A 20,411-nucleotide genomic window follows, 5' to 3' on the forward strand; every position below is an offset into this window, starting at 1 on the left:
ACATCTATATTATATTAGTATTTTTGAGTATAGATAATTATTTACCATGAAAAGATTACAATTATTTCTTTACTTCCTAACTGTATCTAGCTTCGTTTTTGCAAATGACACAACGCTAACTCCCTCAACATTTACTACTGCAAATTTAAATGCAATTGCTAATGGAAGTACTATTACATTAAGTGCTGGAAACTATACATTAACAAGTACACTAATTTCAGTTTGGAGTTCTGGTAGTAAAAGCAATGTTAGTTTTATAGGTAATGGTAATGTTATTATGGATGCTACTAACGCCGGAGACATTAAGGATAATAAAATGGATTTTGTTAGTTGGAGTAATCTTACGTTAAAAAATATCAATTTTAGAAATGTACAAATCTTAATAACTAGTTGCTCTAATACAACTTTAGATGGTATAAAAGTTTATGATCAAAAATATAATAGCAATAACTTACCAAGTGTTAATAATAGTTCTAGTCCTAAAAAAGCAGCTGAATGGTCTTTAAGAGTTGTTGATGGAGCCAACAACGTAATTAAAAACTGCACTATTGAATGGCCATCTACTTCAGAACCTGGTAAAGGGCTTAAAGTAAATGATGGCGATAATCATCATTTTTTAAATAATAGTATTACTGGAAACCTGGTAATGGGAATGAATATAATCACTACTAAAAAAGACACAAATTCTATAAACCCTATTACAAATCATGTTGTAAATGGTGGGCAAATTATTCGTACTGTTAGCACTACTTATTCTGGTACAGAATGGGAAGATCATGGTCTTTATCTTCATAATGTAGCTAATATTACCGTTACTGGAGTTACTTTTGATGGTTGGTCTGATAGACCTTCTGGCCATGGAATTAAATTAAAAGGTGTTCAAAACGTTGAAATTAGAAGCTCTACATTTAAAAATATTGGCGGTATTATTATTAGAGAAGCTTCCAATTGGGAAGATGTAAATGATCATATTTGGATTCATAATAATAGTTTCGAAGATTATGGTATTAATGCATTTGGTATTAGTGGTCCCGCTATAAGAGAGTCTATAGTAATTGAAAAAAACAATATTAGAGGAGGAACTATCGAGTTAAAAAATGAAGCTCCGAGTCAAATAAATGATTTTAATACTTTAGCGAATAAAGCGGGTGGAGTATATAACAATTGTACTAGTGCAATGATTGATATTAAAAGCGGAATTAATAATTCTAGTAATGGAATTAATTGTACAATATCATTAAGTGTTAATGATATTCTCTTTAAAAATATTAGAGTATATCCTAATCCTTTAAATAATCAATTAAATATTGATTTAGGAAATAACCACAGAATTAATAAAATTGAATTAGTAAATCTTAATGGGAAATTAATCTTAAATAAATCTATAAAAAGTGATGACAAAAAAATGTCTTTTAATCTAAATAAACATCAACTTTCTTCGGGTGTTTATTTTTTAAATTTATCTACAGGAAAGACAACTAAATCTTTTAAAATAATTAAAAACTAATTATTTTCTTTTTTCCATTGATTATAACCACCTATCACATTAAATGTTACAAAACCATTTTCTTGTAATATTTTAGCAGATTTTTCGCTTCGTTTACCAGATCTACAATACAAATAAACAGGTTTAGATTTATCTAATTGACTTGAAGCATTTTTGTAAAAATCTTTGTCATAAAAATTAGCAAAGCGAGCACCAATTATATATCCTTCATCAATTTCTTTTGGTGTTCGAACATCTAATAATTGAATGTTATTTTTAGATACTATTTTTTTTAATGCTATTGTAGAAATTGATTTATCCTCTTGCGCATTTGTACAACTAAAAAATAAATTAATTATTAAAACTGACAAAAGACTTCTCATAGTTTTATTTTAATGTTGACGGACATACCGAATCTGTTCTTTTAATAGGAGTCTTTTTTATTGCTCCATATCCTCCAGCTACATCAATTACCTTATGAAAACCTCTAGCTTTTAAAATAGAAGCTGCTATTACAGATCTATACCCACCAGCACAATGCACATAAAAATCTTTATCTTTTGGAAATTCTGAGATATGATCATTTAAAAAATCTAAAGGAGTACTTTTTGCACTTTCTATATGTTCATTGTCAAACTCACCAGGTTTTCTAACATCAAAAACTAAGGCTTTTTTATTTATTTTTTCTGCTAAAGTTTCAGCAGAAATAGAAACTAAGGTGTCAATTTCTTTATTTTCTTTTTCCCAAAATTCAAAACTACCTTCGAGATATCCTAAAACATTATCAAATCCTACACGTGACAATCTTGTAATTACTTCTTCTTCTCTTCCAACAGGAGAAACTAATAAAATAGGCTGTTTTATATCTTTAATTAAAGCACCCACCCAAGGAGCAAATCCTCCATCTACACCAATAAAAATTGATTGTGGAATAAATCCTTTTATAAATTCTGATTGATGTCTAACATCTAAAATAACGGCGTTAGTTTCATTAGCAATCAATTCAAAATCCTGAACAGAAAGAGCTTTATTACTCGTTTTTAATACTTCTTCAAAACTCTGATATCCTTCTTTGTTCAATTTAACATTTAAAGGAAAATATGCTGGAGGCGGTAACAAACCATCGGTCACCTCTTTTACAAATTCTTCTTTTGTCATATCCGCTCTTAAAGCATAATTTGTTTTCTTTTGCTCTCCAATGGTACCAACCGTTTCTTTACTTAAATTTTTACCACATGCTGAACCTGCACCATGTGCTGGATATACCAATACATCATCAGACAATGTCATTATTTTAGTTCGTAAACTATCAAATAATAGGGATGCTAAATCTTCTTGGGTTAAATCGCTTTTTTGAGCTAAATCGGGTCTTCCAACATCACCTAAAAAAAGTGTATCACCAGAAAAAATTGCATGATTTTTTCCAGTTTCATCTTTTAATAAATACGTAGTACTTTCTAAGGTATGTCCTGGAGTATGCAACGCTGTTATTGTTATATCTCCTATTTTAAATACCTGATTATCCTCAGCAATTAAAGAATCAAAATCTGTATTAGCTGTTGGTCCATATACAATTTTTGCACCTGTTTTTTCAGCAAGCGTAACATGTCCGCTCACAAAATCTGCATGAAAATGGGTTTCGAAAATATATTTAATTTTTGCATTATTCTTTGACGCTTTACTAAGATACTCTTGTACTTCTCTTAATGGGTCAATTATAGCTACTTCTCCATTACTTTCTATATAATACGCACCTTGCGCTAAACAACCTGTATAAATTTGTTCTACTATCATAAATCTTTTCTAACTATTAATGGTATGCTTGATGTATATATTCTGCATACTTTTTTTGATGATCTCTATCTCCTGTTTTATAAAATTTTACGGCACCATATGCACGCATAAAAAAATGACTTACATCTACAATTTCTAATAATCCTGCTTTAAATAAAGAATCTCTTACAGGCCCTTTTATCCCAGCAAAATAAAAAGTGATACCTTTCTTTTTATAAAACCTCACTCTATCTTTTAACATTTCAACTCCTGTACTATCGACTCTATTTATGCTTTCTCCATCTAAAACAATAAGCTTTAAATTATCCCCTTTTGCTAAAGTCATTTCTTCTAAATTATCTCTAAAATAACTAGCATTTGCATAAAATAATTGTGCGTCAAATCTAAAAATTATAATATCTTTTTCAACTATTACATCTTTAAACCTGTTTTTATTTCGATAAAAATCTGAATCTGGCACTTGTCCTAATTCTGTTACATAAGGTCTCGATGTTCTAAAAATTAATACGATTAACGATAAGCCTACACCAGTAATTATACCAAACTCTATACCTAATAATAACGTAGCTAAAAATGTTGCCATCATTAACCAAAAATCTAAAGTATTCGATTTCCATAAAAATGAAGCTTCTTTAAAATTGATAAGTCCTGCTACAGAAACTATAATAATCGCTGCTAATACTGTTTTTGGTAAATGATAAAATAATGGCGTTAAAAACAATAAGGTTATCAAAACCATGCCAAACGAAATAATGGCAGCCATTCCTGTTTTTCCGCCACTTTCTTCATTAATTGCAGATCGTGAAAAACTTGATGTTGATGGATATGCTTTAAATAATGAACCTACAATATTACTTACACCTAAAGCAATTAATTCTTGATTTGGTCTAATTCTATATTCGTCTTGTTTGGCTTCAAGAGATTTCCCTATCGATATAGTTTCTAGATATCCAACCATTACTAATGTTAAGGCTATTGGTAACAATTCTCTTATTTGTTCAAACTCAAAATTTGGAATATCAAATTTTGGTAATCCAGAAGGAATTTCTTTTACAATAGAAACATCGATAAAGTTTTTACCAAAATAACGCATTACTAAAATGCTAATTATAACAACTATTAATGCATTTGGAATGTTCTTATTAATTTTTCTAAAGATGATAATTATTAAAATTGCTCCGATTCCAATTAATGTTGTATGATTATTAAAACTAAGAATGTTAGACCAAATATCTTCCAATAAGATTTGTATTTGATCACTCTGAATAAAATCTACCCCTAATAAATTTTTAAATTGATTCAAACCAATAATTAAAGCTACTGCAGATGTAAATCCAGTTATTACAGGTTTTGAAAGGAAATTAACTATAAAACCTAATCTAAAAACACCCATAAAGAATTGAATTACTCCTACCATTAAAGCTAATAAAATAGCAATAGAAATATAACTTTCCGACCCAGCTAATGCCAATGTAGAAACTCCTGTAGCAACAATTAACGAATCCATTGCAACTGGACCAACTGCTACTTGACGAGAAGAACCAAAAATTGCATACATCAATTGCGGAACTAAAGCCGCATATAAACCATAAATAGGTGGCAATCCAGCAATTAAAGCATAGGCTATTCCTTGCGGAATTAAAATAATTCCGACAGTAATTCCCGCAATAAAATCTCCTCTAAAATTTGAAGCTTTGTAGTTTGGCAACCACTCTAAAATCGGTATGAGTTGCTTTAATAATTTCATTTAGAACAATTCTCCTTGATTTTTTCCTTTTATCCTACCCAAGTGTTTATAGGCTAAATCTGTAACTTCTCTTCCTCTTGGAGTTCGCATAATAAATCCTTGTTGAATTAAAAAAGGTTCATATACTTCTTCAATAGTTTCAGTATTTTCAGAAACAGCAGTTGCAATGGTACTAATACCTACAGGACCTCCTTTAAATTTATCAATTATGGTCGCTAATATTTTATTATCCATTTCATCTAAACCATGCGCATCAACATTAAGCGCTTTCAATGCATATTTTGCAATCTCAATAGTAATATTTCCATCTCCTTTAATTTGTGCAAAATCACGTACTCTACGTAGTAATGCATTCGCAATTCTAGGTGTCCCTCTACTTCTACCAGCAATTTCAATTGCTGCTTCCATCGAGATTGGTACATTTAAAATATGTGAACTTCTCTGAACAATAGTTGTTAAAAGTTCTGTAGAATAATAATGTAATCTGCTGCTAATACCAAAACGAGCTCTCATTGGAGCAGTTAATAAACCAGAACGTGTAGTTGCTCCGATTAAAGTAAAAGGTTCTAAATTGATTTGAACTGTACGTGCATTTGGTCCAGATTCAATCATAATATCGATTTTATAATCTTCCATTGCAGAATATAAATACTCTTCTACAATTGGACTTAATCGATGGATTTCATCAATAAATAAAACATCACGTTCATCTAAATTAGTAAGTAAACCTGCTAAATCTCCTGGCTTATCTAACACAGGACCCGAAGTTACTTTTATACCGACTTCTAACTCATTTGCTAAAATATGTGCTAAGGTTGTTTTTCCTAATCCTGGAGGCCCATGAAACAACGTATGATCTAATGCTTCATCTCTTTGATTGGCTGCTTCAACAAAAATTTTTAAATTTTCTATTGCTTGATCTTGACCAGAAAAATCTTCGAAACTTAACGGACGTAATTTTTTTTCTACGTCTAATTCTTCATTAGAAAGGTTTGAGTTTTCTGGGTTTAGATTTTCATTCATATCCTTACAAAGATAGTTTAAAATTGAATGGTTTTATTGATAAATTCCAGCCTCGATAAATGCTTTTTTAGCTGCTTCAGTTACATCACCTTCAAACAATTTTTCATATCGAGCATCTAATACATATGCTTTTACTAAAACTTTTGTTGCAGCATGATCATCAAAATGATCAAAAAACAAAATAGTAACAGGTTTATCAATATTTAAATAACGAGAAGTAATGGCTGCTTCTTGAGCAATTTTTCTAACCTTCGTAATATTTACATTTACTGGCAACCATAAATTGATAACTACCATACAATCTAAAGCTCCAGAATTTGCATTTGAAATACTATCAGAAATTATCGCAGAATTGGGGATAGTTACTAAATTATCATCCAACGTATTTACTTGCGTATTCCTTAGACCAATATTTACAACTTCACCGTAATTTCCTTTAATATTTATTCTATCACCAATTTGAAAAGGTCTATCTAAAATGATTAATAATCCACCAAAAACATTTTTTAAGATATCTTGTAAGGCAAAACCTAATGCTAATGCAGATGAACCCATTAATGCATAAATTGCTTCTGCAGATGGATTAAACAGTGTGACAATTAAGGTATAGATTGCAAGTGTCCACACCAAAATATTGATGACGGGTTGAATACGTAAAATTTTTAATCTGTGACGATTAAAGTTTTTAACCATGTTCTTAAAAAACCAGTTAAACAACTTTATTAATCCCCATGTTAAAACAAGTACTACAAAAATGGTAATGACTTTAGTAAACGATACTATCTCTGTGGCATTATTTAATGTATCTCCAACATTTTTATGAACATCTTCAACAGTTTCTTCTTGCGCAAAAATGATTCCGCTTAGCAATAGAAATATATAGGTAAGTCTCTTTTTCATCTTATTTAATATTTCTGTTTAAACGTTCTCTTAGTCTATTTTTTAACTCATCTAAATACATTAAATTAATTCTGTATTCAGTATCTCCTTTTTTATTTTGAGTAGTTCTTATCAAGTTTTTTTCAAGTAATTTTTCAATTGTTAATCTACTTTGTCTGTTAGAGTTTCTTAATACCACATTAAGTTCATTAATGGTTAAAGCTCTATGTTGAAAAATTGCTTCTAGAATGAATAAATCACTTAATTTAAGTTCTTCAATTATTTTAGGTTCATAGGGTTTTATGTACACCGATTTTTCCTTGACATTAAAGGCTGAGTTTCTAGCATATAAAATTGCTTTAGACATATTCCCATTTGCAAATTCAAATAGTTTTTTAAAAAACAACTCTTCTAACTGTTTCTGTCGTTCTTCTTTTGATAATTTTTTTAGTTGATTTTCTAACTTTTTTGTAATAGTGTCAGGCTTTAAAAAGACCATAGAATATCCAGAGTTCCTTGCTAGAATATCTTCTTTTAATTCTTGATTTTCAATTGGATTTAAATTGATTACATATGGAAAATGCGAAGAGAAAAATTTTACTCTATTTAAAAAGTAAAAAGAATATTTGTTTACAGAGATTATCCAGTAAATATGCTTTTTTGTTGCGTGTAAAAACAATAAAAAATCTTCAAGTAAATTAAATCCGTTTATTTTTCTAATGAACAAACGTTCAATATTTTCAAGAATAATTACTGATTCTTCTATATTTTCAACAATATAATCTTTAAGATCTTTTAGTGTTTTAAACTCCTGGTCTATCTGTAAATCTTTTTGTAAGTGATTGATTAACTTTTGATAGGTATCAATAGCTTCGTGACTTTCTAAAATTCTAGCTGAAGGATAAATATAAGTACTTGCATGTAATAAAGACGTTGCTCCCTCTCCAGGATTTGTAACAACTAATAATGGAGCTTTTACAATTTTCCAATTATCATAGGCTCTTTCTAGACTTAATAATCCATTTTCTCTTCCTTTTAAAGCTTCCTTACTTTGTAAAGAATATAGAGTAAATCGTTCTAGATATTCATCTGGTAATTGTCTAATTTCTTCTGCTTCTTCAATTAAAGAAACTTCTTCATCAGTTTCAATATCGAGAACTTTAAAGATTATATTTTTAAATTTTTGCCACTTTTCTGAAGAAAACATCTATTCCAATTTATGAATAGTAAATATAATCAATAGAAATGAAAATTACTAGGCACAAAAAAAGGCTTTCAAAATTGAAAGCCTTTTTATAAAATTTATATTTTTTTAAGAGGGTTCTTCACCGTCTTTTAATGGTGTAGTTTGTAGTACAAAATCTTGTCCGTGAACATATTCTCCATTTTCATCAACCTTACTATAGTCATATGCCCAACGATGAACTTCAGGAATTTTACCTGGCCAGTTTCCATGGATATGTTCTACTGGAGTTGTCCATTCAATTGTATTTGAATTCCAAGGGTTTTGAGATGCTTTATTTCCTCTTTTAATCGAGATAAAGAAGTTTGCTAAGAAAATAATCTGAGCCAATCCTCCAATTAAGGCAAATATGGTAATTACAACATTAATATCTGCTAAATCATCAAACATTGGAAAGTTTGTATTTGTATAATATCTACGTGGTAATCCAGCTAAACCAATAAAGTGCATTGGCCAAAATACTCCGTATGCACAAATAATTGTAATCCAGAAATGCCAATATCCTAAGGTCTTATTCATCATTCTACCATACATTTTTGGAAACCAATGATAAATCCCGGCATACATTCCGAAGATAGCAGAAACCCCCATTACTAAGTGGAAATGTGCTACAACAAAATACGTATCATGAATATTAATATCTAGAGCAGAATCTCCTAAAACTAATCCTGTTAAACCTCCTGTAACGAATGTAGAAACTAATCCGATAGAGAATAACATGGCAGGGTTTAATTGTAGATTTCCTTTCCAGAGTGTGGTAATATAATTAAATGCTTTTACCGCTGATGGGATTGCAATTAATACCGTTGTAAACGTAAACACAGATCCTAAGAAAGGATTCATTCCTGAAATAAACATATGGTGTCCCCAAACAATTGTAGATAAAAATGCAATTGCCATAATAGACATCACCATCGCTCTATATCCGAAAATTGGTTTTCTAGAATGTGTCGATATAATTTCTGATGTTATTCCTAATGCTGGTAATAATACAATATATACTTCTGGATGTCCTAAGAACCAAAATAAGTGTTCAAATAATACCGGCGACCCTCCTTGATAATGTAATACTTCTCCAGAAATAAATATATCTGATAAGTAAAACGATGTTCCAAAACTTCTATCAAAAATTAATAATAATGCTGCAGATAATAAAACTGGGAAAGAAACTACACCAATAATTGCAGTGATAAAGAATGCCCACATTGTAAGAGGCAATCTTGTCATTTTCATTCCTTTTGTTCTTAAATTGAAAATTGTTACGATATAGTTTAACGATCCAATTAATGAGGATGCAATAAATATTGCCATAGAAACTAACCATAACGTCATCCCTGCTCCAGAGCCTGGAATGGCTTGAGGTAATGCACTTAATGGTGGATAAATTGTCCAACCTGCTGATGCTGGTCCAGCTTCAACAAATAAAGAGATAACCATTAAAATACTTGATATAAAGAATAACCAATACGATATCATGTTTAAGAAACCTGATGCCATATCTCTTGCTCCAATTTGTAGTGGTATTAATAAGTTAGAGAATGTACCACTTAATCCAGCTGTTAATACAAAGAATACCATAATGGTACCGTGTATAGTAACTAATGCCAAATACATATCTGGATTCATTACACCATCTGTTTGATGTGGTCCTAAAAATGCTTCAATGATCGAAAATGATTTTTCTGGCCATGCTATTTGTAAACGAAATAACATTGACATAAACACTCCAATAACACCCATAATCATACCTGTGATTAGGAATTGCTTCGAAATCATTTTATGATCTTGACTGAAAATATATTTTGTTACAAATGTTTCTTTATGATGATGATCTGACATAATCTTGTAATTTGTAGTATCTCTTTTAAATTCTTATTTAATAACTTCTGCTAAGGTTGGTTGTTCTGCTAACCAAGCTTTGTATTCTGCTTCTTCTACAACTGTAATTTTCATTTGCATGTTGTAATGTGATGCTCCACAAATTTTATTACAAAGTAATAAGTAATCAAAAACATAAGGGTCTTCCCCTTTAGCTTTTCTAATTTTATTAATTACTTCATTTTTCGCAATTACTTCTTCGTTTAACCTCATTTCCTCAGTTGTAAACTTTGGTGTAAAACCAAACTCTGTAACCATACCAGGAACACAATTCATCTGCGCTCTAAAGTGTGGCATATATGCTGAGTGTAAAACATCTTGCGAACGGAACTTGAAATGTACTTTTTTACCTTTTGGTAAGTATAATTCTGTCGCATAGATATCATCTTGAGAGTTTTTATCAGACATATCAACACCAATTGTATTAATACCTTTAATAAAGTTTACGTTCCCAAGACCTAATGTGTTATCAGCTCCAGCATAACGTGCTTCCCATTGAAATTGTTTTGCATACACTTCTATAACAATAGAATCATCATCAGATAAATCCATCATGTTGTTCCATTGCCATAATCCATATCCAATTAAAACAACAATTACAATTGCAGGGATGGTTGTCCAGATAATTTCTAATTTATGACTATCTGCAAAAAACAATGCTTTGTTTTCTTTCTTTCCTCTATACTTAAAAGTAAAGTAGAATATTAAGAATTGCATGATAAATTGAACTATACCAATTAACCAAAACGTAATGTCAAATAAATTATCATCATGTTCTCCTTCAATAGATGCAGATTCTGGCAACATTAACACGTTCATTGCAATTAAACAATAAACCATCGCAGCATAAAAACCAACAGTAAAAAGAATTGCTAATTTACCTTGTGTGTCATTATCTTTATCGGTAGCAATATCACCTCTTAGGTTCATGATTCTGGTTATCTGCCAAAAACTTACTCCTATTGCAACAGCTATTAAAATATAAAATAGAGCTAGCATATTATTTTGTCTTAATTTATTTTAATTCTTTATTATTAATGATGGTCTTTAGCACTTTCTCCTCTATGCTCAATATTGTAATAGTGGAAATGCTCACTTTCTTTTAAGAACGGATTCCCTTCTGGAACAGCACTTGCTTTTGCAAATGAACTAAATGTAGCATAAATAAATATTCCTAAGAAAAACGCTATAGAACTTAGTTCTGGTATTCCAATAAACCATTGTGCTCCAACTGTAGCAGGCATTATCATAACAAAAACATCAATATAATGTCCTGCTAAGATTACTAAACCTCCAATGACAACAAACCAAGGAATACTTTTAAAATCACTATTGATTAAAAGTAAGATTGGAAATGCAAAGTTCATGGCAACCATTCCTAAAAACGGTAATTTATATTCTGCAAAACGCATTGCAAAATAAGTTGTTTCTTCTGGAATGTCTGCATACCAGATTAACATAAATTGTGCAAACCATAAATAGGTCCAGAATACAGAAAAACCAAACATAAATTTTGCTAAATCATGTATATGACTATCATTTACTCTTGGTAAATATCCTTTAGAACGTAAATAGATCGTTACAAAAGCTATAGTTGTTAATGCGCTTACTAATAAAGTAGCTAAAACATACCAACCAAATAAGGTCGAGAACCAGTGAGGATCTAAGCCCATAATCCAATCCCAAACTGCCATACTTTCTGTAAGCATAAATAAGAATAAGAAAACAACTGATATATTATAGTTTCTTTTATATGTTTTATTACCATCGTTTGCAGTATCTTCTGCAATAGAATTCTTACGGATAAACCATCTATAAGCATTCCAAATTGCTAAATAAATAACACTTCTTATTGCCCAACCTGGTAAATTAATCCACCAAGATTTACCATCTACTATGGCATCATATTTATCATGTCCTGGCGTAAATGTTCCTTCTGCCATCCAAGAAAACAAATGATTATAATGCATTGCTGAAGCAGCAATAACTAATAACATAATAATTGATGTAGGCACTAAGTTAGCCGTAATTGCTTCCATTACTCTAAATAAAACAATAGACCAACCAGATTGTGCAACACGTTGTGCTGCATAAAAAGCTAATACTAATAACGTAACACCTAAAAAGAAAAATAAAGCTACATAAAAAGCAGACCAAGGTCTATTTTGTAATTGATTAAAAACATGTTCTGCATGTGCATCATCATGAGATGTTCCATGAGAATCAACAGCTGCATGGGCGTCTTTTACTTTTTCTACGTGATTAGCGTGAGTTTCTTCTCCATGTGCGTGCGTCTCTTCTTTCTTTTTTTCGTGATGATTTTCAACAGCATGCGAATCTCCATGAGCACCATGAGCTGCTTGGTGTGCTAAAATTTCTTTAGCTTCTTCAACTGTTTTTGGAGCAGTTAAAAAACCGTATCCTATACCTAATGCTCCTAAGATCATTAAGATTATTGAGAACATTTTTAATTTACCTGAGAATTGATACATATCTTTAGTATTCTATCTTTTTGTAATTATTTTGTTAATTCTGTACGTAATTTCTCTACGTATTGCACAACTTCCCAACGTTCATTGGTATTTAATTGTGATGAATGAGAACCCATTAAGTTTTTACCATACATAATAACATGGTAAATACTTCCTGCATTAATATCTCTATCTTTATAATTAGGAATTCCTGCGAATTTCTCTCTCGTTGTTAATGTTCCTTCTCCATCACCTTTTTTACCATGACAAATAGCACAATAGATATCGTAGTTCTTTTTACCATTTGCTAAACTCTCTTCAGTTACTTCTAAAGGATTTGTTAGTTCAGCTTTTGCTTTCTCATAACCTTCGTTAGTATCTGCAATATCATAAGCTGGCTGCCCTCCTCTAGGAATAGTCCCAGCAACTGGTTTTAAGTTAACTGCTTTTCCGTTTAATCCATCAACACCATTTACATCATAAGGTACAGACACATACATATCTGGCATATATTGTACTTGAGGCGTACGTTTATCGTTACAAGAAATGATACTTGAAACTACAACTAAAGCGATAAGTAATTTAAAATGTTTCATTATCTATTGACTTAGTGGGTATCTACTACATTAATTTCTACAGCGCCAGTATCTGCTAATAAAGACTTAATCTCATCTTCATTATTATGAACTGGAATTTCCATTAAAAAATGATCATCTGTTGTTCTTGGGTCTGGATTTTCAGCTTTCTTAAATGGCCATATTCTACTTCGCATATAAAAAGTAATTACCATTAAATGCGCTGCAAAAAATACCGTTAATTCAAACATAATTGGAACAAATGCTGGCATATTTTCTGCCCAAGAAAAACTTGGTTTACCACCAATATCTTGTGGCCAATCATGAATCATTGTATACCAAGTAAGCCAAATAGCAGTACTTAATCCTACAATTCCAAACATAAAAGATGCAATTGCAATTCTTGTTGGCGCTAATCCCATGGCTTTATCTAAACCGTGCACAGGAAAAGGGCAAAATACTTCTTCTATATGATGATGTGCTCCTTTAACTTTCTTAACTGCGTCTAATAAGACTTCGTCATCATTATAAAATGCGTGAATAACTTTTGAAGATCCCATAATTATTCGTTTAATAATTTTTTAGCTTGTTCTGCCCAGTTATCACGTTCTGCTCTTCCAGGAAAAGATTTTGTGATACTGTCTAACAAGTCATATTCTTTTTTAGTCATTTTACTCACTTGTTGAAAAGTGAATAATCCAATTCCATTTAAAACTCCTTCTAATTTTGGTCCAACACCGCTAATCTTTTTTAAATCGTCAGCAGTTTGAGTTTTGGCATCAAAAACACCAATAGTTCCAAATAAACTTTTTAATTTATCAGCAGAATCACTAACAGCATCTGTTATATCTTCTACAATAGAAGTATCATCTTTTTTGGATGCTTCAACATTTCTTGGTTTCGTTTCTATTGGACCAGTTGCATTTTTACCATCTCTTCTTTTCTTATAGAATTCTCCAGAAGATTTCAAGATGGTCTTTACTTCCGCTTGCGCGATAACAGGGAATGTTCTTGCATATAATAAGAATAATACAAAGAAGAATCCTATGGTTCCAATAAAGATACCTACATCAACAAAAGTTGGTTCAAAACGCCACCATGTAGATGGTAAGTGCCCTTTACTTAATACAATAGCAATAATATCAAAACGCTCAAACCACATACCAATATTAATAAATATCGAAATGATGAATGACCATATAAAACTTCTTCTAATTTTCTTAAACCATAATAATTGTGGCGTTAATATATTGAAGAATAATAATGAATAAAATGCCCAAGCATAAGGTCCTGTTGCAGCTCCAACAGATAAGTATGTGTAATTTTCATATGGCGATCCAGTATACCAAGCAATAAAGAATTCAGTTGCATAAGCTACTGCTACAATTCCACCTGTTAAGATGATAACTATATTCATATATTCAACGTGTAAACGTGTAATATAATCTTCCATATTCGTCACCTTTCTCATAATTCCTAATAAGGTTTGTACCATGGCAAATCCTGAAAAAATTGCTCCTGCTACGAAATAAGGTGGGAATATTGTTGAGTGCCATCCTGGATTGATTGACGTAGCAAAGTCCATCGATACAATTGTATGTACAGAAAGTACTAATGGTGTAGCTAAACCTGCAAGCACTAAAGATACTTCTTCAAAACGTTGCCAATCTTTTGCTCTACCAGACCAACCAAAACTTAATAATGCATATATTTTTTTCTGAAAAGGCTTTACAGCTCTATCTCTAATCATTGCAAAATCTGGTAATAAACCTGTCCACCAGAAAACTAATGATACAGATAAATACGTTGAGATTGCAAATACATCCCATAATAATGGTGAGTTAAAGTTAACCCATAATGATCCAAACTGATTTGGAATTGGCAATACCCAATATCCATTCCATGGACGACCCATGTGAATAATTGGAAACAATCCTGCTTGAAAAACCGCAAAAATTGTCATTGCTTCTGCAGAACGGTTTATGGCCATTCTCCATTTTTGACGGAATAATAAAAGTACTGCTGAGATTAATGTACCAGCATGACCGATACCTACCCACCATACAAAGTTGGTAATATCCCAAGCCCAACCAATATTTTTACTTAATCCCCAAACTCCAATACCTGTTCCAACAGTATAAAAGATACATCCAAATCCCCAAAGCATTGCTGCTAAAGAAATATAGAATGCCATATACCAGTTTCTATTTGCTTTTCCTTCAATAGGTCTAGCGATATCCTCGGTAATGTCATGGTAACTTTTATCACCTAATACTAAAGGTTCCCTAATGGGTGCTTCGTAATGAGACATATTCTTATATCTTAATTTTTAATTACGCTTCGTTTGTATTTCTTACTTTCACTTGATACACTACATTCGGTTTCGTTTGTAGATAATCTAATACGTGAAATGCTCTTTTATCTTCTGCTAATGCGGCAACTTCGTCTTTTTCGTTATTAATATCTCCAAAGACCATAGCACCTGTTGTACATGCTGATGAACAAGCTGTTTCAAATTCGTCTGTATTTACAGCACGTCCTTCTTTTTTAGCTTTTAAAATTGTTGCTTGTGTCATTTGAATACACATAGAACATTTTTCCATCACACCACGAGAACGAACTACAACATCAGGATTTAACACCATTTTACCGTATTCGTTATTCATGTTAAAATCGAATTCGTTATTATCTGCGTAATTAAACCAGTTAAAACGACGAACTCTATATGGACAGTTGTTTGCACAATATCTTGTACCCACACATCTGTTATATGCCATTTGATTTTGTCCTTGACGACCATGCGATGTTGCGGCAACTGGACAAACAGTCTCACAAGGAGCATGGTTACAGTGCTGACACATCATTGGTTGGAAAGTAACTTCTGGATTTTCAGCCTCAGTTTCTAACTTTCTATATGTTTCTGCTCTACTTAAACCAAGTTCTTTTGCATCTTCTCTTGTTTCTACTTCAGAAGAATAATATCTATCGATACGCAACCAGTGCATATCTCTACCTACTCTTACTTCGTTTTTTCCAACTACAGGAACATTGTTTTCTGCATGACATGCAACTACACAAGCTCCACAACCTGTACAAGATGTTAAGTCTATTGATAAATTAAAGTGATGTCCAATTTCTCTATTGTGCTCATCCCATAAATCAATAGTTTTTGCTTCTACTTCTTGATGATCATAAGAAACATATGCAGGTTTGTTCCAAGAATGTTTTGGATCTACATCACTATTATATTCTTTTAATGTTGCTACTTTTAAAATATCATGACGTCCAGCAATAGTTTTTTGTACTTGTGTACAAGCAAACTCATGAACTGGGCCAGATGTTTTTTCTATAGTTACATTGTATTGTATAGCATTACCATTTGCATAGAAAGGATACGCATTTATCCCTACTTGCATTTCTGGTTTTAAGTTTTCTTTTCTACCAAATCCAAGTGCTAATCCAACAGAACCTTTTGCTTGTCCTGGCTGAACCATTACTGGAATATTTTTAATAGTTACTCCGTTTACTTTTACAGTTGCGTAGTTTCCATTAATTGCTCCATTATCTTTCACTGGATTAGAGAAGCCTAACGCTTTTGCATCAGACATAGAAACTGTTAAGTAATTATCCCAAGAAGCTCTTGTAATTGGATCTGGAAATTCTTGTAACCAAGGATTGTTTGCTTGCTTACCATCACCTAAACCAACTTTAGTATATAAATTTAATTCAAAAGCTGATGCTTTGGTTGCTTTTGCTAATTCAGCAGCAGCAGCATTTACATCAACATCAATTGCTACATTACTAGCAGTGTTTTCAATTTTTACAATACCATCATGCACAGCTTTGTTCCAAGAAGTTCCTCCTAAAACAGTTCCAGAAAATGCTTTTAAATACTCGTAATACGAAGTACTGTTTCCAGTCCATTTTAATAATGTATCTTGAACTTGACGTGTATTAAATAATGGTTGGATTGTTGGCTGAACTAAACCGTAAGAATTTTCTGATGTTTGAACATCTCCCCAAGATTCTAAAAAATGTGGAGCTGGTAATGCAAATTGAGTAGCATTTGCAGTTGCATTATTTTCAGTTGAAATTGCAACAGATAAAGATGCTTTTTTTAATCCATTAACAAAACCTGAAGAATTTGCTAAAGAATATACAGGATCAACATTATATGTAATAACTCCTCCTATATTTCCTGCATTTAAGTCAGTAATAAATTGTGCAACTTCTGCATCATTTCCTTGACGGACATTCAACGTATTATTTACATCAATTACTTCACTACTTAACGCTTTATTAATTGCTAAAGCTATTAATTGCGCATTCTTATCATTAATTCCGGTAAGAACTACCCCTTTATTTCCTGCTTTTTTAAGTGCTTCAGCTAATTTCTTAATATCTGCATCTACAGGTGTTGCTTTAGAAGCAACTGAATTTCCTGTTACTGCATTATATAAATTTAACAACGCAAATACTTGATCTGATGGTTTTGCAACCACACGCTTATCAGCATTCGCTCCCGTTAAAGACATATTTGCCTCTACCTGAACATGGTAAGACATCTTACCTCCTTCTGGCTTTCTACTAGCAGCATATGATTTATCGAATCCACCGTGAAAATCTCCTAAGAAATCTGCTCCAAAAGAAGCAATCACTTCAGCTTTACTAAAATCGTAATTTGGTAACGCACGTTTACCGTACATTGCCTCAAAAGCATCAGCGGCTCCAGATTCTGAAACTGCATCATATGTAATATGTTTTACATTTGGATAGGCTGCAATAAATTCTGAAGCTATTTTATCGGTAGAAGGACTTGCCATTGTTCCTGTTAAAAAAACAACAGGCTTATTCTCCTCTTTTAATTGATTTAATTGAGCTCCAATTGCTGCATCAGCATCTGCCCAAGTAATATTGTTACCATTATTTTTTGGTTCTTGCAAACGTAAATCACCATCATATAAAGATAAAACAGAAGCTTGCACACGTGCATTTGTTGTTCCGTTTGCCTCTTTATTTGGCATGATTTGAATTGGTCTACCTTCACGAGTTTTTACTAAAACATTAGCAAAATCATATCCATCTGCAATTGTTGTAGCATACCAATCTGCAACTCCAGGAGTTATATCATTTGGTTTTACAACATAAGGAATTGATTTTCTAACCGGCCCTTCACAGGCAGCTAAAGAAGCAGCAGCAGTTGTGAAACCAACATACTTTAAGAAATCTCTACGAGATGTAGATGTGTTCTCTAAGGTTTCTTGATCACCTAAAAAAGCATCTGTAGGTATTTCTTCTACAAACTCTTGTTTACTTAGCGTTTCAACAACAGAACTATCTTTTAGTTCTTCAACACTTTTCCAGTATTTTTTGTTTGAAGCCATTTATCTATTAGTTATTAGTTGTTAGTCTTTAGTTCTTAGTTTTCACTAAAATCAAAACTATCTTTTCTTCTTTTATTAATAATGACACTTACCACATTCTTTTCCACCTAACTGAGCAATTGTAACTTGATCTACACCAAACTTAGCTGCTAAATCTTCATGGATTTTCTTGTAATACTCATTACCTTTTAAATCTACTTTTGTTTCTTTATGACAATCTATACACCAACCCATAGTTAACGGAGAATGTTGATATAATTCTTCCATTTCTTCTACGGGACCATGACATTTCTGACATTTTAATCCTGCAACAGTAACGTGTTGTGAATGATTAAAATATGCAAAATCTGGTAAATTATGAACACGCACCCATTTTACTGGTTTTGTTTCTCCTGTATATTCTAATTTCTCTGCATCCCAACCAGCTGCTGCATATACTTTTGCAATTTCTTTATCTAAATCTTCTTTACCTAAAGTAACATCATCCATTACCACTTTTGTATCTGAAGCTACTTCTGAAATAAACTTATGACAATTCATACAAACATTTACTGTAGGTATACCTGATGTTTTACTATGTTTTGCTGATGAATGACAATACTGACAATCTATTTTATTATCTCCTGCATGTACTTTATGTGAAAATGCAATTGGCTGAATTGGTTGATATCCTTCTTCTACACCAATTTTAAATAGTGTTCCAAATAAGAAATAAGCCGTAACTAACAATCCAAAAATAACAGCCAACACATGTAAAAACGTGTTTTGCTTGATTCCGTCCCAAACTTCATGTAACGTACCTAAGGCTCCTGGAGTTTTTGGCGCTCCTTTTAATTCACTAATCGTTTTTAATAAACTTGCAATGATTAAAAAGGCAACGATGATTGCAGAAGCTAAAATATAGATAAGCCAAGGAACCTTTTCCTCTTTAGGTTCTATTGGGCTCTCACCTCCTGGCGGAAGTGGATCACCAACAGTAGTATAATATAAAATATCATCTATCTGCTTATCACTTAACTGAGGAAAAACAGTCATTTGTGAGCTATCAAACAGTGATGCTTCTGCCGCTAATGGATCTCCAGAAGCTATTAATTCTGCGTTATTTTTAATCCATTTTTTTAACCAGTCATTCTCATATTTCCCTTCTACTCCACCTAGAGGAGGCCCAATTAATTTCTTATCTAACTTATGACAAGACCCACAAAAATTCTTAAATAATTTTCTACCTTCTTTTTGACGAGCTTCATCTACTGCATCTTGCGCAAAAGAAGAAAAACTAATGGCAAAAAACAAAAGAAATGTAAGGCTCTTAAGAAGTACGTTGGTTAGTCTATTGTGCAGTGCTACACTTTTCATATTTACAAACTATATTTTTAGTATCAGTATAAAAATGTAATGAAATTTTTACACCTCAAAACAGTTGCACAAAAGTACTACTTCTTCCTAAATTTTGAAATGGTAAAAGACTGTTAAATTATAATTTATAACAATTCTAAATAAGTTTATTTTTCAATATATTATAAAACAAGTCGTTACTTTTGTAGAAAGTAAAAGTAGTATGAAATTAAATTCAAAATTCGCTCTTTTATTGTTGATCGTTTTTATAGGGTTTTCTACCCAAAAAACGAAAGCACAAAACAATGATAATGAGAAAATTAAGAGTATGATTTCTAAAAAAAGAGCCTTTAACAAACGTTATGGTTTTGGTTTTAGAATTCAGCTATATAATGGTGCAGAACAACGCGCTAAAAGAACCAGAGCGAGATTTAGTGTTGAATTTCCTAATATAAAATCATATTTATCGTATGATACTCCAGAATGGAAAATTCAAGTTGGAAACTATAAAACAAGATTAGATGCCGATAGAGCTTTGGTAGAAATTCAACCAGAATTTTCTGGCGCTATTGTAGTTCCTCTTAAAGTAAAATAAT

At 31.7% G+C, this 20,411-nt stretch carries 16 protein-coding genes; 2 read left to right on the forward strand and 14 right to left on the reverse strand.

The genetic code is table 11. From position 1 onward, the window contains the following. The first annotated feature begins 46 nt into the window (after window positions 1–46). The gene (locus tag OD91_RS06760; protein WP_144895626.1) at window positions 47–1,507 is read left to right on the forward strand and encodes a T9SS type A sorting domain-containing protein; all 1,461 of its coding nucleotides are present in this window, start codon (window positions 47–49) and stop codon (window positions 1,505–1,507) included. Here OD91_RS06760 and OD91_RS06765 read toward each other — a convergent pair. The 14 genes from OD91_RS06765 to OD91_RS06830 all read right to left on the reverse strand — a co-directional run bounded on the left by OD91_RS06765 (window position 1,504) and on the right by OD91_RS06830 (window position 19,836). Next, window positions 1,504–1,869 carry a rhodanese-like domain-containing protein gene (locus OD91_RS06765; RefSeq protein ID WP_144895627.1) on the reverse strand — a complete coding sequence of 122 codons (366 nt, stop codon included), beginning with the start codon at window positions 1,867–1,869 and terminating at the stop codon, window positions 1,504–1,506. The genes OD91_RS06760 and OD91_RS06765 overlap by 4 nt on opposite strands. 4 nt (window positions 1,870–1,873) lie before the next feature. After that, a complete protein-coding gene (locus OD91_RS06770) occupies window positions 1,874–3,280 on the reverse strand; it encodes a rhodanese-like domain-containing protein (RefSeq protein ID WP_144895628.1) in 1,407 nt (468 codons plus the stop codon). A gap of 16 nt (window positions 3,281–3,296) precedes the next feature. Further along, window positions 3,297–5,027, reverse strand: a complete 1,731-nt coding sequence (locus tag OD91_RS06775; RefSeq protein WP_144895629.1) for a SulP family inorganic anion transporter — start codon at window positions 5,025–5,027, stop codon at window positions 3,297–3,299. Beyond that, on the reverse strand, window positions 5,028–6,050 hold the full coding sequence (gene ruvB / locus OD91_RS06780) for a Holliday junction branch migration DNA helicase RuvB (RefSeq protein ID WP_144895630.1): 1,023 nt from the start codon (window positions 6,048–6,050) through the stop codon (window positions 5,028–5,030). It abuts the gene before it with no gap. A gap of 33 nt (window positions 6,051–6,083) precedes the next feature. Next, the gene (locus OD91_RS06785; protein WP_144895631.1) at window positions 6,084–6,950 is read right to left on the reverse strand and encodes a mechanosensitive ion channel family protein; all 867 of its coding nucleotides are present in this window, start codon (window positions 6,948–6,950) and stop codon (window positions 6,084–6,086) included. A 1-nt stretch (window position 6,951) separates the two neighbouring features. Continuing rightward, on the reverse strand, window positions 6,952–8,136 hold the full coding sequence (locus OD91_RS06790; RefSeq protein ID WP_144895632.1) for a hypothetical protein: 1,185 nt from the start codon (window positions 8,134–8,136) through the stop codon (window positions 6,952–6,954). A 105-nt stretch (window positions 8,137–8,241) separates the two neighbouring features. Beyond that, window positions 8,242–10,011: a cbb3-type cytochrome c oxidase subunit I gene (locus OD91_RS06795; protein WP_144895633.1), complete on the reverse strand. Its 1,770-nt coding sequence runs from the start codon at window positions 10,009–10,011 to the stop codon at window positions 8,242–8,244. Window positions 10,012–10,044: 33 nt separating this feature from the next. Then, entirely contained in the window at window positions 10,045–11,049 is a 1,005-nt protein-coding gene (locus OD91_RS06800; RefSeq protein WP_144895634.1) for a cytochrome c oxidase subunit II, read from the reverse strand. 35 nt (window positions 11,050–11,084) lie between these two features. Next, a complete protein-coding gene (locus tag OD91_RS06805) occupies window positions 11,085–12,542 on the reverse strand; it encodes a quinol:cytochrome C oxidoreductase (RefSeq protein ID WP_144895635.1) in 1,458 nt (485 codons plus the stop codon). A gap of 26 nt (window positions 12,543–12,568) precedes the next feature. Next, on the reverse strand, window positions 12,569–13,117 hold the full coding sequence (locus tag OD91_RS06810; protein ID WP_186434416.1) for a cytochrome c: 549 nt from the start codon (window positions 13,115–13,117) through the stop codon (window positions 12,569–12,571). 11 nt (window positions 13,118–13,128) lie between these two features. Continuing rightward, window positions 13,129–13,656, reverse strand: coding sequence for a DUF3341 domain-containing protein (locus OD91_RS06815; protein WP_144895636.1), 528 nt, complete (start codon window positions 13,654–13,656; stop codon window positions 13,129–13,131). Between the two features lie 2 nt (window positions 13,657–13,658). Then, a complete protein-coding gene (gene nrfD / locus OD91_RS06820) occupies window positions 13,659–15,407 on the reverse strand; it encodes an NrfD/PsrC family molybdoenzyme membrane anchor subunit (protein WP_144895637.1) in 1,749 nt (582 codons plus the stop codon). A gap of 22 nt (window positions 15,408–15,429) precedes the next feature. Further along, a complete protein-coding gene (locus tag OD91_RS06825) occupies window positions 15,430–18,480 on the reverse strand; it encodes a TAT-variant-translocated molybdopterin oxidoreductase (RefSeq protein WP_144895638.1) in 3,051 nt (1,016 codons plus the stop codon). A gap of 75 nt (window positions 18,481–18,555) precedes the next feature. Then, complete coding sequence (locus OD91_RS06830; RefSeq protein WP_144895639.1) at window positions 18,556–19,836, reverse strand: c-type cytochrome; 1,281 nt, start codon at window positions 19,834–19,836, stop codon at window positions 18,556–18,558. 202 nt (window positions 19,837–20,038) lie between these two features. Here OD91_RS06830 and OD91_RS06835 point away from each other — a divergent pair, with 202 nt between their 5' ends. Further along, window positions 20,039–20,410, forward strand: a complete 372-nt coding sequence (locus tag OD91_RS06835; protein ID WP_144895640.1) for an SPOR domain-containing protein — start codon at window positions 20,039–20,041, stop codon at window positions 20,408–20,410. Window position 20,411: the final 1 nt, after the last annotated feature.

The organism is Lutibacter sp. Hel_I_33_5 (genome assembly GCF_007827455.1).
Taxonomy (GTDB): domain Bacteria; phylum Bacteroidota; class Bacteroidia; order Flavobacteriales; family Flavobacteriaceae; genus Polaribacter.

Bases quoted from the DNA above. Each gene is read 5' to 3' on its own strand.
- OD91_RS06835 (WP_144895640.1), top strand. From the start codon at position 20,039: ATGAAATTAAATTCAAAATTCGCTCTTTTATTGTTGATCGTTTTTATA.
- OD91_RS06825 (WP_144895638.1), bottom strand. From the start codon at position 18,480: ATGGCTTCAAACAAAAAATACTGGAAAAGTGTTGAAGAACTAAAAGAT.
- nrfD (WP_144895637.1), bottom strand. From the start codon at position 15,407: ATGTCTCATTACGAAGCACCCATTAGGGAACCTTTAGTATTAGGTGAT.
- OD91_RS06775 (WP_144895629.1), bottom strand. From the start codon at position 5,027: ATGAAATTATTAAAGCAACTCATACCGATTTTAGAGTGGTTGCCAAAC.
- OD91_RS06785 (WP_144895631.1), bottom strand. From the start codon at position 6,950: ATGAAAAAGAGACTTACCTATATATTTCTATTGCTAAGCGGAATCATT.
- OD91_RS06830 (WP_144895639.1), bottom strand. From the start codon at position 19,836: ATGAAAAGTGTAGCACTGCACAATAGACTAACCAACGTACTTCTTAAG.
- OD91_RS06810 (WP_186434416.1), bottom strand. From the start codon at position 13,117: ATGAAACATTTTAAATTACTTATCGCTTTAGTTGTAGTTTCAAGTATC.
- OD91_RS06770 (WP_144895628.1), bottom strand. From the start codon at position 3,280: ATGATAGTAGAACAAATTTATACAGGTTGTTTAGCGCAAGGTGCGTAT.
- OD91_RS06760 (WP_144895626.1), top strand. From the start codon at position 47: ATGAAAAGATTACAATTATTTCTTTACTTCCTAACTGTATCTAGCTTC.
- OD91_RS06790 (WP_144895632.1), bottom strand. From the start codon at position 8,136: ATGTTTTCTTCAGAAAAGTGGCAAAAATTTAAAAATATAATCTTTAAA.
- OD91_RS06795 (WP_144895633.1), bottom strand. From the start codon at position 10,011: ATGTCAGATCATCATCATAAAGAAACATTTGTAACAAAATATATTTTC.
- OD91_RS06765 (WP_144895627.1), bottom strand. From the start codon at position 1,869: ATGAGAAGTCTTTTGTCAGTTTTAATAATTAATTTATTTTTTAGTTGT.
- OD91_RS06805 (WP_144895635.1), bottom strand. From the start codon at position 12,542: ATGTATCAATTCTCAGGTAAATTAAAAATGTTCTCAATAATCTTAATG.
- ruvB (WP_144895630.1), bottom strand. From the start codon at position 6,050: ATGAATGAAAATCTAAACCCAGAAAACTCAAACCTTTCTAATGAAGAA.
- OD91_RS06815 (WP_144895636.1), bottom strand. From the start codon at position 13,656: ATGGGATCTTCAAAAGTTATTCACGCATTTTATAATGATGACGAAGTC.
- OD91_RS06800 (WP_144895634.1), bottom strand. From the start codon at position 11,049: ATGCTAGCTCTATTTTATATTTTAATAGCTGTTGCAATAGGAGTAAGT.